This is a genomic window from Thiomicrospira microaerophila (assembly GCF_000934765.1).
GTDB lineage: Bacteria > Pseudomonadota > Gammaproteobacteria > Thiomicrospirales > Thiomicrospiraceae > Thiomicrospira > Thiomicrospira microaerophila.
Genome location: NZ_JYNN01000002.1, coordinates 166,372 through 179,810, shown reverse-complemented (window position 1 = coordinate 179,810; position 13,439 = coordinate 166,372). Strand labels below are relative to the sequence as shown.

Annotated in this window: 12 protein-coding genes; 4 read left to right on the top strand and 8 right to left on the bottom strand. The window is 47.3% G+C overall.

What is annotated here, in order from left to right; genetic code table 11:
• Window positions 1-129: 129 nt before the first annotated feature.
• Together NA59_RS01805 and NA59_RS01795 are read right to left on the bottom strand one after the other, a co-directional pair.
• On the bottom strand, window positions 130-678 hold the full coding sequence (locus tag NA59_RS01805) for a DUF2058 domain-containing protein (protein ID WP_044407010.1): 549 nt from the start codon (window positions 676-678) through the stop codon (window positions 130-132).
• Window positions 679-1,063: 385 nt separating this feature from the next.
• The gene (locus NA59_RS01795) at window positions 1,064-1,351 is read right to left on the bottom strand and encodes a DUF6172 family protein (protein ID WP_044407004.1); all 288 of its coding nucleotides are present in this window, start codon (window positions 1,349-1,351) and stop codon (window positions 1,064-1,066) included.
• Between the two features lie 135 nt (window positions 1,352-1,486).
• Between NA59_RS01795 and cobO the strand changes: the two genes are divergently transcribed.
• Window positions 1,487-2,095 (top strand): cob(I)yrinic acid a,c-diamide adenosyltransferase, encoded by a 609-nt coding sequence (gene cobO / locus NA59_RS01790; protein ID WP_044407001.1) that lies wholly within the window; start codon window positions 1,487-1,489, stop codon window positions 2,093-2,095.
• Between the two features lie 33 nt (window positions 2,096-2,128).
• Window positions 2,129-3,001: a cobalamin-binding protein gene (locus NA59_RS01785; protein ID WP_232504012.1), complete on the top strand. Its 873-nt coding sequence runs from the start codon at window positions 2,129-2,131 to the stop codon at window positions 2,999-3,001.
• Window positions 3,002-3,159: 158 nt separating this feature from the next.
• Here NA59_RS01785 and NA59_RS15660 read toward each other — a convergent pair whose 3' ends face one another.
• The 6 genes from NA59_RS15660 to NA59_RS01755 form a co-directional block, all read right to left on the bottom strand.
• Window positions 3,160-5,544, bottom strand: a complete 2,385-nt coding sequence (locus NA59_RS15660; RefSeq protein WP_044406995.1) for an HD domain-containing phosphohydrolase — start codon at window positions 5,542-5,544, stop codon at window positions 3,160-3,162.
• Window positions 5,545-5,577: 33 nt separating this feature from the next.
• Window positions 5,578-6,540, bottom strand: a complete 963-nt coding sequence (locus NA59_RS01775) for a LysR family transcriptional regulator (protein WP_044406993.1) — start codon at window positions 6,538-6,540, stop codon at window positions 5,578-5,580.
• Between the two features lie 115 nt (window positions 6,541-6,655).
• Window positions 6,656-7,891 carry an FAD-dependent oxidoreductase gene (locus NA59_RS01770; protein ID WP_044406990.1) on the bottom strand — a complete coding sequence of 412 codons (1,236 nt, stop codon included), beginning with the start codon at window positions 7,889-7,891 and terminating at the stop codon, window positions 6,656-6,658.
• Window positions 7,888-9,072, bottom strand: a complete 1,185-nt coding sequence (locus NA59_RS01765) for an FAD-dependent oxidoreductase (RefSeq protein WP_044406987.1) — start codon at window positions 9,070-9,072, stop codon at window positions 7,888-7,890. The genes NA59_RS01770 and NA59_RS01765 overlap by 4 nt, the downstream gene beginning before the upstream one ends.
• Window positions 9,045-10,445, bottom strand: a complete 1,401-nt coding sequence (locus NA59_RS01760; RefSeq protein WP_044406984.1) for an aminopeptidase P N-terminal domain-containing protein — start codon at window positions 10,443-10,445, stop codon at window positions 9,045-9,047. Before NA59_RS01760 ends, NA59_RS01765 begins: the two co-directional genes overlap by 28 nt.
• Window positions 10,446-10,456: 11 nt before the next feature.
• Window positions 10,457-11,056, bottom strand: a complete 600-nt coding sequence (locus NA59_RS01755) for a UPF0149 family protein (protein ID WP_052501386.1) — start codon at window positions 11,054-11,056, stop codon at window positions 10,457-10,459.
• Between the two features lie 76 nt (window positions 11,057-11,132).
• Between NA59_RS01755 and NA59_RS01750 the strand changes: the two genes are divergently transcribed.
• Window positions 11,133-11,420, top strand: a complete 288-nt coding sequence (locus NA59_RS01750) for a cell division protein ZapA (protein WP_044406982.1) — start codon at window positions 11,133-11,135, stop codon at window positions 11,418-11,420.
• A complete protein-coding gene (locus tag NA59_RS01745; protein ID WP_198401029.1) occupies window positions 11,377-13,221 on the top strand; it encodes an autotransporter assembly complex protein TamA in 1,845 nt (614 codons plus the stop codon). The genes NA59_RS01750 and NA59_RS01745 overlap by 44 nt, the downstream gene beginning before the upstream one ends.
• Window positions 13,222-13,439 lie beyond the last annotated feature (218 nt).

The following is a 13,439-nucleotide window of genomic DNA, read 5'->3' as shown; positions in this document are numbered from 1 at the left end:
ACCTTAATTAAAACGTTCATTAAACCATATTTAAAGCCACGCTTTCTAGGAGCCTGTCGGACTAAAGCCAGACTTTTTTTCGCTTCGACCGGTTTAATCCGACAGGCTCCTAGAAGAAAATAACCGTAGCTACCAGATCAAATCATCCGGGATTTCAAATTTGGCGTAATAATCCTGTTCCTCTTGCGAGATCGAATTGTCTTTATCGGCAAACGGAATCAGTATACGAGGGTCTCGCCGTTCGACTTTTTCAACCGCTGTATCAGGTATCAGCATATACGCGCCGTCCAAACGTGCGATACGGACCTTGCCTGACACTAAACGCTGATGCGTCGTGGGGTTCACTTGTAGCGTTTTTACCTGTTTGCCGTCCGCAAAATGAAAGGTTATTTCACCGCCAAACCCTTTTAGCTGATTGGATTGCAAAATTTGCTTTAACTCGGCTTGTTTGGCGCGCTCAGCTTGCTGCTGTTGACGTTCGAGATTGAGTAGACGGTCTTTTTCTGCTTTTAAACGTGCCGCTTCAGCAACCCGCTTAGCGGCGTCATTTTCGGCCTCCACGTCTTTTTTATTTTTTAGTTGTTTGCTTTGCTGGTACTTCTCTTTTTTTATCTGTTTGGCCTTGTGCTCATTCACCAAACCTGATTTTTTTAACTGATCAAATAACGATCCCGCCATGCCTATCACCCTTAAAATCACAATTTTTAATGCGCGTTATTCTAACCGAAACACGCCATTACGTTTCGTTAAAAGCAAGCACAACATTTAGCCTTAAGCGCGTTTCCATGCACAGCATCACTGCCATTAAGTTAAGAAAAAAACGGTCATTGCGAGGAGCGCAGCGACGCGGCAATCTCTCAAGGGCGTGCGCAATCTGCCAGAGATTGCCACGGCCTTCGGCCTCGCAATGACGCAAGTTGGTTCGCTCCGTGTTGTCACTCATTCCTTAACTTAATGGCAGTGATGCACAGCATGGGAACGAAGTTGACCATGCCGATTGCTATGATTTTTTTGTATTATTTAGATGCGCTTGCCCTGCGATTAGCCTTTGAAATACAGCCTATTATTCTTTAGGTGTTCTATAACCCGGCTTCGCAATAATTTCAATATAGCAGCTGGTTAATTTATCGACCTCAGCTTGATCTAAGGCGGCGTTCATTTCGGCAATATGCAGTTTTTTTGCGCTAGCGGCATCGGCACCAAAACGGCAATCGAAATCCCAAAAATCCACATCATTTGGCAGGGTTTTAGCGCGCTCACGTTTTAGGTATTTTTTGATCTCATTTTTGATCGCATCAACAAGTCGAGCGGTGGCTTTTTTTTCATGGGTTAGTGCAAAGGTTTTTTTCATGGTTTTCTCAATTTACGAAGGAGTTAAAATAATAGATGAATTATAGAGCTTTTTGCCAAATCGGTAGATTTATTCACCTTAGATTCGCTAAAAATCGGTAAACTGTTTGTTTTATTTTTTAAGGATGCCAAAAAAATGAGCGAAGTTGATAAAAAAACTGAATACCACAATATCCGTATGGCACGTAAAAAAGCACAAATTGATGCCGCGATTGCCCGCGCCGATCAGAAAAAAGGGCTGCTATTGGTGATTACCGGCAACGGAAAAGGTAAATCCACCTCTGCATTTGGTATGGTGGGGCGTGCGCTAGGTCATGGCATGAAAGTCGGCGTGTGTCAGTTTATTAAAAGCCGTACCGATACCGGTGAAGAAGCCTTTTTTAGCCAATTCGCTAACTGCGAATGGCATGTTCTCGGTGATGGCTTTACCTGGGATACACAAAATCGCGAACAGGACATAGCCACCTCAAGAGCCGCTTGGCAAGTGGCAATGAAGATGCTTAGCGATCCAAGTTATGATCTGGTGGTACTGGATGAACTGACTTATCTACTCAGCTACGATTATTTAGATAAAGACGAGGTCTTAAACGGCCTGAGCCAGAAGCCTGAGATGCAACATGTGGTCGTCACGGGGCGTTCGGCGATTGCGCCATTGCGTGAACTCGCGGATACCGTTTCTGAAATAAAAGATGAAAAACACGCTTATAAAGCGGGAATTCAAGCACAAAAAGGCATTGATCTTTGATCTGACGATTTACATAAAATGGGAGGATTGCTATTGCTACCGAGGTTTCAACGCCGTTTTTGGCTCATTATCAGCCTAGCACTGTTTTCACAAACGCTGCAAGCGCAACCGATTGAAACGGCGCAACGCATCATCTCGCTGGCGCCGAGTCTAACCGAACTGGTGTATTCAGCCGGTGCCGGCGCACAATTAGTCGGCGTGGTTCATTACTCGGACTACCCTGAAGACGCGCTGAATAAACCGCGCATTGGCCGCTACAATGCGCTGAATTTTGAGCGCATTATTGAGTTAAATCCCGATTTAATTCTCGCTTGGGCGTCGGGGAATAAGCCACAAGATATTGCGCGTTTGCAACACATGGGCTTTAAGGTACTGGTGCGCGACACCCAAAAACTGGCCGACATTCCCAGGCTGATTGCAGAAATCGGCCACCTAACGGGCAACAGCTACACAGCGAATGCCGAAGCGCAGCGTTTAAAGGATCAACTCTCTCAACTTAGTCAAGACTATCAACACGCCTCACCTATTCGTGTGTTTTATCAGGTATGGCATCAGCCCTTAATCACCGTCAATGGCGAACAGTTTATTGGTCAAGCGATTCGGTTATGCGGCGGGGTCAATATCTTTGCCGATCAAGCCGCACTGGCGCCACAAGTGAGTCGTGAAGCGGTAATTAAAGCCAACCCAAACTTAATTCTGTTAGGCGGCATGGGGGATATGCAGCAGGCCTGGCTAGGTCATTGGCAAGCAATACCTTTTTTACAAGCCAGTCAAAACCAACATATCACCAGCTTAAATGCTGACCAATACCAGCGCCCAACCGCACGCTTAATTGACGGGCTGGCGTCGTTATGTCAGTTAATAGACCAGGTACGCCAAGCGAATCAATCCCTAGATTACAAATAACGCCGTCCTACCGGCCCATGCTGTGCCTCACGGCCATTAAGTTAAGGAATGAGGACACAACGGAGCGAGAAAAAGAAAGGTACATATGTTAGGTACTACCCGGCCTGGTTGTTTGTTGCGAACGCGCGCGACCTAAAGTGCACAGCCAAATAGTCGGTTTACAGGGTGGAAAAATCCACCTGCACTTCGTCAATCAAAGCGGCAGGCAAGAATCGCTTAGCATAGTCTAAATACAAACCGGAATCATAAAAAAACTTCACTAACTGGCGGTCTAGTTCATCGTCTTTGGCCATAAAGTACAAAATTTTCATTGCGATAGATAACGGATTGGGTTTTTTATAAGGACGGTCATGTGCAGTGAGGGCTTCAAACACATCCGCTACAGCTAGAATACGTGCGTCAAAAGAGATCTCCTCACCTTTAAGACCTAAAGGATAGCCTTTTCCATTAATCTTTTCATGGTGTGCGCCTGCAATATGAGGAATAGCTTTGTACTTTTCGGGAAAAGGTAACCCTTCTAACACACGCAAACCAATTTCCGCGTGCTGATTAATCACCTCACGTTCCTCAGCCGTTAACGTACCCTTTTGTACTTTTAGCGCATAGGCTTCTTCTGGCGTGATTAAAGGCATCGTTTGTCCTGCGACGACAAACGGATGCTGAACGAGCGACTCAATCGCATCCACTTGATCCGCCGGCAAAAACTCTCCCCCGGTATTGCTTTTTTCAACCAGTGCCATCGCATGCTCAAGCACGGCCAACTGGGCTGTTAACGTTTGCTCAATGACATCGGCCTGATCAGAATCAGTCAATTTCTGCGATAACGCCGCCTTTTCCATTTCGGCCTGGATATGCTTGGCACGTAAACGAATCAGTTCGATACGATCAAAATGCCCATCTAGCTTTGTGGCCTTGTCCATGACCGTTTCCGGTGTCGCTAACTTGCCCATGTCATGCATCAGTGCGGACAGCTTGATTTGTTTTGCCTGCTCAGGGCTGTAGGATTTATCTCGATAGAGGCCAGTGTCTTTATGCACCGCGCGCACGATCATTTCGCTTAGCGCCACCATCCGATTAATGTGGCCGGCGGTATAGGGGGATTTTCGACCCATCATATAAATAATGCTGTTTAAAAACGCTTCCAATAAGGCTTCGAGATCATCAATTAATCGTGCATTCGTGATGGCAACAGCCGCTTGCGATGCCACGGACAGGGCTATCGATTCATCTTCAATACTAAAACCACAAGTTGTTCCCAAAGGGTTTTGCTTATTTAAAAGTTGTAGCACGCCAATGACGTTGCATTCATGGTTACGCAGCGGAATGACTAACATTGACCGAGAACGGTAGCCATTCGCTTCATCAAAACGCTTGGCCCCTTCAAATGAGAAATCTACCGTTTGATAAATATCAGGAATATTAACCACCCTATCTTCAAGCGCACAGGTTGCCGCTACCATCATTTTATTTTGCGTGCCGTCCTTTAAATAAAGCGGCAAAGGGGGCCAGCTAATGGGTGCGGCGGTTCCACCCATCGCAATGCCTAAAGAATCTGTCTGTGCCACCGTAAAGTGCAATGCATTCTCTTTAAGCAAATACAGTGTTCCACCGTCTGCAAAGGTAATTTTTTTTGCCTCAGTCACAATCATTTCGAGCAATTTATCAATATTATGCTCAGCAGATAACGCCTCACCGATTGAGTTCAAACGTTTGATACGATCAAACGGCTCATCGGCTTCGCGTGGCGCAAGTCGTCCATCATCTACGTTAATCACATCCATTTCTTCAAGAATATGTTGTGCATCTAGCCCTAAGGCAAGTAGCTCTGATTTAATTTCATCTTGATAAGCCGGTTTGAGGTGAAATACATAAATATGCAGGTCATCCCGCTGCAGCTGGGTTAACTCCTGTGCTAACAAACTCGGCGTTAAATGCAAACTGGCCTTAGCAATCGCCGCTAACCGATTTGGAAAAGAGACATCGAGCACGAGCGACTTGATCTGTGTTCGTTGGTTAAGCAAAGGCCATAAGTCGGCATTTAAATAGGTATCACCCGAAAACACCAAAGCCGACCCGTTTCGTTCAATTAGATAACCACAGCAATCAACAGTATGGTGAGCTTTAATAGGCGTAAGCGTCAGATTAGGCTCAGGATGGTAGGCTTGGTTGAGCTGAATAGGAATAAAGTTTATCGCAAAATGCGGTGAGTCGAGTAGTTTAATATTAGAAAAATCTGGCCAAATGTCATCATTTAAAATATGACGTTGAAGCGATGCTAAGGTATGGGGCAAGCCGTATATTTTTAACGGTTTGCTTAACTTAGCAAAGAAATGATCAATAAAAAAACCAATATCCAGAATGTGATCAAGGTGTGAATGGGTTAAAAAAATTGACTCAATCGCAAGCGCCTCTTCGCCAAGCGAAGCCATAATATTGCCCGCATCGATAAGCGTTTTTTCAGATAGCTGAATACAGGTTGTCGCCTGCGACCCTGCCTTGCTGCCATGCGCACCTAAAAATCGAATTTGGTTTGAAAATGGCATCAATAGTACTCTCAGCTTATCGCGCTTCAACCGCTAGTCATAATGACTAGAGTAGCGCTTCTTGTCATCAAAGTTAGGGACCTCAAAACCAAACTCAACCGCCTTTTCCTTGCAATAGTTTACAGCGAAATCAAGTAGCTCACCGACAGCACGATGGCGGAACTTTTGCTTTTGTCTGACATGTGAAAACGGACGGCGTAAAGGCGGGTTCAGTGGAATCGCTTTGAGCGTACCCAACTTTAACTCCTTCATTAAGGTAGAGCGCGAAACAATCGCCAAGCCGACATCGGCTTCAGCCGCCATCTTCACCGACTCCGGGGCGCCGAGCTCCATCACAACGTTAAAGTCGCTTGGACTGAGTCCTTGCTCGCGAATATAGGTATCTATCACTGAACGCGAACCCGACCCCTCCTCACGCACGACAAACGGATATTTACAGGCTTCCTCAATCGAGATTTCATCGCGCTTAGCTAACGGGTGATCCGGCGCACAAATGAGCTGCATTTCATCAATACGGCAGACTTCAACCTCAAGGTTTTTATTATTAACCGGCGCTTCTACTAAGCCCAAATCAATCATATTATTTTCAACCATTGAGACAATCGCGTCTGTATTGCCTACTTGCAAGCGAATATTGACATCGGGGTACTGTTTTTTAAAGGCGCCCAGTAAACAGGGTAACATATACTCCGCAATCGTAGTACTTGCACCAATCACCAAGCTGCCTGATACCTCACCGGTGAGGTCACGCACTTCAGAATTCATCTTCTCATAGAGTTCTAAAATATGATCAGAGAAATCATAAACGACGCGACCGGCTTCAGTTAGCGTGATTTTATTATGCGTGCGATCAAATAAGCGGGTATTGAAAAAATCCTCAAGCTGCTTCACTTGGAAAGTAACAGCCGGCTGGGTCATGTGTAATGTTTCAGCGGCTTTGGTAAAACTCATCACTTTGGCTACAGTGTGAAATACTTGTAGACGTCTATCGGCCATTATGTTGCCCTTGCGTTAAATAAGATGGAGAATCAAATATCATAAGCTAAATTTATCATTAAAATATAGGGGTTTATAGCGCAATTGTCAAAATTATCTTTTGATTAATTTAACTTTAAGGTAAATAATGCAGCGTTTTTGCACTATTTGGCAAGGGCTCGCGCCCAAACAAGGCTTGCTTAATGAGTAAATTCTTTATCGGACCCGCCAGATTCGCCAAGGATAAAAATGGATTACGCATCGCATCTTTCACACCCTTATCCGATTTAAACAGCCAATCAAAGCCTTCCATCGAGCGTTGTACCAAGGCATTATCACCACGACGCCAGCGTTCATAACGGCGTAATACCGGATAACTGGCATAGGCTTCATTTTGCGCTTTCGCCTGGGTTAATACATCTATCAACACCGCCGCATCAAGCAACCCGAGGTTAACCCCCTGGCCGGCTTGCGGATGAATAGTATGCGCCGCATCACCCACTAGCACTAAGCCTGGCTTGACATAATGCTGCGCATGACGCCGCGTGAGTGGAAACGCCGCGCGCTCCCAGGTTTCCACCACCGCACCCAAACGGCCGTCAGATGCCTGGTAAATTTGTTCACGGTAATCCTCATCGGATAGACCGAGCGCCCAAGCCATTTTTTCGACCGGCAAATACCACGCAATCGAGCTAATATTATCTGGCATCGCTAAAAATGCAAAAGGCCCTTCTGCGCGATAGCGCTGCCAACAGGTATCTTGATGTGAGGCTTGCGTACGCACACAACCGACCACGGCACATTGTGCGTAATCATGTTGATCAAGACCAATACCGGCCATCTGGCGAACCTGAGAAAACGCACCATCTGCCCCTATGACCAATTGCGCACTCAACTGCCCAAAATCGGTTAAGGCCAAGCAGGCCTGGTTGCTTGCTGAATCAAACTGAATCGACGCCAACTCATAGCCACAAATAAGCTGCACAGCGTGGTGTTCAAGCTGCTCCCACAGGGCTGACTGAACTACATTATTTTCAACCACATAGCCCAAATTAGGCTGTTTGACTGAAGCCGCATCAAACACCAACTCCGCATCGCCACTTTCCTCCCAGATACGCATGGATTGGAATGGGTGAATCCGTCGCATTTCGACACCTTGCCAAGCGCCAAGATTGCGCAAAATCATTTCAGAAGCGCGCGTCAGTGCACTCACTCGCGGACTATAATCACAAGCACAAAACCACAAAGTGCTAGGCGGCTGGCGCTCAATCATCGCGACCTTAAAGCCCGCTTGCGCCAAGCCTAAGGCTGTGGCCGCGCCCACCATTCCGCCCCCCACAACAGCGACATCTACCTCGCCCATTTGACTCATAATACGTTTGCTCCTTGCATTGAAAATCTAGCCAAACGTTTTTTTAGGTTTGGCATCACCTGCAGCCCTAGCATGGCCAAGCCCCTTGCGTGCCCCACCAAGGGTGAAGGGTGCTCAAATACTTGCGTCAGTCCGTCCGTCAGCCGCATCACCTTTCGGTGGTCTTGCTGGCGCTGTTGTTCATAAGCCGCTAGGCGAACACGATTATCCAAAGCCGTTAAGTCATCAACACCCGCTAAAAATGCAGACACATCTCGCAGGCCTAAATTTAAACCCTGTGCTGCCACCGGATGCTGGGTGTGGGACGCATTACCCATTAATACCGCGCGCCCCACAACCACCTTATTAACATAGGTTTCTTTTAACGGATAAGCCACACGCGGACTGATTGTGGTATAAGGACCAAAACGCTCACCCATCTTAGCGCGAAAAGCCGCGATAAACGCGCTATCAGACAAATCTAACAAGGCCTGATACCGCTCGCTCGATGCGACATAAACCAGTTTATGTGAATGCGTATTGAGCGGTAACAAGGCCACAGGCCCTTCTTGAGTAAAGCGCTCAAACGCCCAGTTTTGATGGGGCTTTTGTGTCTCAACCTGGGCTAAAATGGCCCAAGCGTCATAACTTTTCTGCTCCAATGCGAGGCCTAGCGTTTTTCGAACCTGTGAGTGGGTACCATCCGCACCCACAATTAAGCCTGCCCTAAGCGTTTTCATCCCATCGCGAGTTGATAGGTGGGCGGTCACCTCCTGCGCTGTTTGGGTAAAACCATCCAGCGTTGCGGGACAAACCTGTTCAACCCCAGACTGCGAGTGGACTTTTCGCCACAAAACACGGCCCAAGTCAGAGGCTTTTATGGCATAACCCAAGGCCTCAACCCCCATTTCTTCGGCATGCATCAACGTTAAGCCAAAATAACCTTGTTGCGATACATGCACATGCAAAATATCTGTCGTGAAGGGTTCCAGATCCTGCCAAACATTTAATTGCGTTAAAATGTGCTTCGATCCTTGCGACAAGGCCAACACTCGACCATCAAACGACTGGGTCGCACCCTCAATAGGCTCTTGCGCTTCCACCAAGGTCACGCGGGCATTTTTTTGCGCTAAGCCTAATGCCAAACATAAACCGACCGGCCCGCCGCCGACAATTAAGACATCTGCGTCTGTTGCATCCACTGCGCTATCTCCTCTGGTGTTCTGGGTAATCCTTGGGTCAATAGGTCACACCCGTGTTCCGTAACCCAAACATCATCTTCAATCCGAATACCGATACCTCGCCACTGAGGCTCAACATCGGTATCATCAGGCAAAATATACAAGCCTGGCTCAACCGTGACCACCATACCTGGCTCAAACACGCGCCATTCACCGTTAATCTTATAACGCCCAACATCATGCACATCCATGCCCAGCCAGTGACCGGTGCCATGCATAAAATACTTTTTGACGGCCTGTTTTTCAAGCAAACTCTCCAGCTCACCGCGCAGCAAACCCAACGCCAAAAGCCCTTCAGTCAATACACGTGTACTCGCTTGGTGCATTTGATCATAGCGATTTCCCGGCTTTATCTGTGCAATCGCCGCTTGTTGTGCCGCCAACACCAAGTTGTAAAGCTGTGCTTGTGGCGAGGTAAAACGTCCATTGATAGGAAAAGTATGACTGATATCACCCGCATACCCCTTCCACTCCGCCCCTGCATCAACCAGCACTAAATCACCGTCTTTAAGCGGGGCATTGTTTTCGGTGTAATGCAGAATGCAGGCATTGTCGCCGGCGGCCACAATGGTATTAAATGCGATGCGTGGTGAACCGTGATAACGAAACGCCTGCTCAACGGCCGCATGAATTTGGTATTCGTAGCCCCCCACTTGTGCCGCGCGCATCGCGGCTAAATGACCTTGCACACTGATTTGTGCTGCTTGACGCATCCACTCAATTTCAATCGCAGATTTAATCAAACGCTGCTCATGTAACACCTCATCCAAATCAAACAACTGGCTAGGTGACTGGATGCCTTTGCGTGCTTTCGACTTCAGTTCGGCTAGCCAATCTGCTAGGCGCAAGCCCCAATCAGCCATCTGCTCAAAGCTAAAATAAACGGTTTGTGCATGCCCCAATAAATCCAATAGCTGGGCATCCAACTCGTCAATATCAAACGCCAAGTCGACGGCCAACAAAGCTGGAGCCGCATCCACACCTAAACGCCGACCTTGCCAAGTTTCTTTCTCAGGGTCTTTCGCGCGCAAAAATAACCAGGCCTGGTTATCAACAGGCTTATTGGTTATCCGACGGCTCGGTTGAGTTTGTGCTTCCGCCGCTTGGTATTGCGACAGATTTTCTAATACCGGCGAACGAATTAAAACCAGCACCGAATCGGGCTCAGTAAACCCCGTCAAATACCAAAAATCACTGTCAGCACGAAAACCCTGCTCAACATCACGATTACGAATTTGCTCTGAACCTGAGGCAATCAATGCGACACTCCCTGGAAGCATCTTAGCGAATAATTGCGCACGTCGCGCTTGAAACACATCGGTGGGTATCATCATATTCAAATCATTTAATGCAAGGTGGGTTTGGTTGTCGCGCCAAGCAGGCTAAACGCGTCTTGGTCATCGGGCAAATCGATTTTCGGTTTCGCTACCGGGTTTTGCTCGTCATACACCATAATGGCCGCCATCCGCACAAACTCGGTGACCTCAATAAAACTGGCATTCAGTTGTTCATCCTCGGTATCCGGCACAGCCAACATCGCAATATCACCAAAATCACTTAATACCTCTGTCACCTCGCGCGATACCTCACCTAGCTGGCCCAGCCCCATACCGTATAAAAACCCTTCACACCAGTCTGATAAATGATCCACACGCCGTGCCAAAGGCGCCTCATCATCCGGCATCAACAAAGTCAAATCGCAATCAGCACTATTTAGCCCCGCGAGAGTCTCGGTATAAAGCTGGTGCAACAAAATCAAAAACGATTCTTTTATTTTGCTAATACCGCCCTCATCGACAATCTGCTTTATCCACATGGCTTCAGTGGTATCCGGTGCGGCCGACAGCTGCCCCACCAACATTCCCTGCACAAACGAGGCCGACTCCAACTGTCCATAAGGCGCCAAGGCTTGCGCCAACTCTTCAAATGCTAACTTGGTTTCCATATCCCGCTTCTTTTTACTCTATTTTGATACAATGTGCTGATAATACCATAACACCGTTTGAATTAAAGGACACACTATGCAAACGCTCAACCTTCGGTTGCTAAACTACCATTTTGAAGTACCCTGTGAAGCGGACGAACAAGATAAGTTACACGCTGCTGCCGCGATGCTCAATGCCAAGTTGGATCAAGTCCCTCATTTAAAAGGTGAGCACAAGGTATTAATGGTGGCACTCAACATTTGTTATGATTATTTGCAAATGAAAAATGACACACTCGACTACATTGAAAAACTCGAGCATCAACTGGATGCCCTCACCCATGCGCCCGATACCGCCAATGCGCCCACTGATTCACCCTCTTAGCATGCCCGCAAGCTTGATCTACACACAGGTATGGCTCTTTATTACACTGGTCAGCATCGCGTTTTTAGGCAGTGCTTTCGCTAATCCGCCAACTGCCAAGCTTGTACTCAACCTATCGATCACTTGCCAAGATAACAGCCAGTGCGACCAGCGCACTGCACTAGTTGACCAATTACGCACTGATTTAACGCTTACACAATTAAAAGTAGACGAATTCCCGGCCCAAACCAACTTTTTATTTGAGCGCACCGAACAAGAAATCCGTAATTCGTTACGTGCGCAAGGGTTTTATCACCTAACGGTCACCAAACAACTAGAACGCACCCCGGCGCTCACTCAGATTACATTTGACATCGTGCTAGGACAGCCGATTGTTTTACGCCAGATCATTATTCAAATCAGTGGCGATGGCAAGGATCTTTTAGAATGGCAAAATTATCGTCAATTTGAACTTAAACTTCGGCGTGGCGAGCAACTCAATCATGCCACCTATTCGCGCACGCTAACCGACTTACGTAATATAGCACTCAACGAAGGCTATCTCGATGCGCAATTTTTAAAAAGAGAATTTCGTGTTTACCCAGACGAGTTTGCGGCTGATGTGCATATTCATCTAGATACCCAACAAGGTTATTTATTTGGTGATGTCCGCTTTAGTGGTCATCAAAGAGTTCCCTCAAGCCTGCTCCATCGCTATGTTGAAATAGAGCCCGGCACAGCTTACACGCAACACGCGATGACGCAACTACAGCGCGCGCTCATTGATAGTGGCTATTTTGGCATGGTGCGTATAAACCCTCAGTACACTGAAGAAAAACATCGACTCATTCCGATCGATATTGAATTAGAAGACAATCAACGCCAAGCTTATAAGGTCGGCGCAGGCTTTGGTACCGATACCGGCGCACGCATTTTACTCGGCTTTGAGGACAGATTGTTTAACCGCCAAGGCCATAGCTATCAACTCGATAGCTTAATCGGTGAACGCGCGCAATCTTTCAATGCAAACTACCGCATTCCAGGGCACCGCCCACTTAGACAGCAGTGGAATTTAGGATTCAACTGGGACGCCACACAATCAGACAGTCTTGAACGCCAACGCACCGCCATTTCGCCTAGCTTTTTAGTTAAGCTTGATGATACTTGGCAAGTTAATTTTTTCTCGTCGCTAGAATATGAAGAATTCGAATATCTAGGCCAAAGTGCGGAAACCAACCAACTACTGCTGGTGGGTAGTGGCATTCAAAAGCGCTGGCTCAATAATGAAGCCTACCCAACGGCGGGCTATCGTCATAATGCCACCTTCCGACTCTCGGCGCAAAACAGTCTATCTGAAAGCGAATTTATGCAATTTGAACTAGCCAGTCGCGCCGTGATCGCCCCCTTACCCTTTTGGCGTTTTATTGCGCGCTCACATATTGGTTTTACACTGGCACACCAAGATCAAGTCATCCCGTCCACCTATCGCTATTTGCTCGGTGGTGAAAACCTACGCGGTTACAAGTTTGAATCGATTGGTATCGACAGCCAGGATAATCAATTTATAGGCGGCCGCAATATGTTCCTAGTCTCGCTAGAAACCGATTTTCGATTTAGTCAGTTCTTCGGTTTGGGCCTATTTAGTGATGCAGGACAAGTGAGCACATCAGGGCTCCCAGACCAACTCAAGGTGGGTGCGGGATTCGGTTTGCGCGGCTTTACACCTGTGGGTACGGCTAAACTCGATATGGCTTGGCCGATCTCTGAAGCGGGCTACAATCAAAACTGGCGGATTCATTTTTCAATAGGTCTAGATCTATGATGTTAATATTCAAACTCATCACACGCCTGTTTCGCTGGAGCCTGTGGTTTGTCGCGATGGCCCTCGTTGCTATGCTCGTGGGCATCCTCAGCCTGACGTTTTCAACTAAGCTCCCCAACCAGCTTTGGCCCTATCTGAATGACTGGACAGACAAGCGTATCCATATCGGCCACTCAACCGGTACACTGTATAGCGGTTTGACGCTGTATGACCTTGCC

Excerpts from the sequence above, each read along its gene's own strand:
- NA59_RS01795 (WP_044407004.1), bottom strand. The coding sequence starts at position 1,351 with ATGAAAAAAACCTTTGCACTAACCCATGAAAAAAAAGCCACCGCTCGA.
- NA59_RS01770 (WP_044406990.1), bottom strand. The coding sequence starts at position 7,891 with ATGAGTCAAATGGGCGAGGTAGATGTCGCTGTTGTGGGGGGCGGAATG.
- NA59_RS01745 (WP_198401029.1), top strand. The coding sequence starts at position 11,377 with ATGCGCCCGATACCGCCAATGCGCCCACTGATTCACCCTCTTAGCATG.
- NA59_RS01760 (WP_044406984.1), bottom strand. The coding sequence starts at position 10,445 with ATGATGATACCCACCGATGTGTTTCAAGCGCGACGTGCGCAATTATTC.
- NA59_RS01805 (WP_044407010.1), bottom strand. The coding sequence starts at position 678 with ATGGCGGGATCGTTATTTGATCAGTTAAAAAAATCAGGTTTGGTGAAT.
- NA59_RS01750 (WP_044406982.1), top strand. The coding sequence starts at position 11,133 with ATGCAAACGCTCAACCTTCGGTTGCTAAACTACCATTTTGAAGTACCC.
- NA59_RS01755 (WP_052501386.1), bottom strand. The coding sequence starts at position 11,056 with ATGGAAACCAAGTTAGCATTTGAAGAGTTGGCGCAAGCCTTGGCGCCT.
- NA59_RS01775 (WP_044406993.1), bottom strand. The coding sequence starts at position 6,540 with ATGGCCGATAGACGTCTACAAGTATTTCACACTGTAGCCAAAGTGATG.
- cobO (WP_044407001.1), top strand. The coding sequence starts at position 1,487 with ATGAGCGAAGTTGATAAAAAAACTGAATACCACAATATCCGTATGGCA.
- NA59_RS15660 (WP_044406995.1), bottom strand. The coding sequence starts at position 5,544 with ATGCCATTTTCAAACCAAATTCGATTTTTAGGTGCGCATGGCAGCAAG.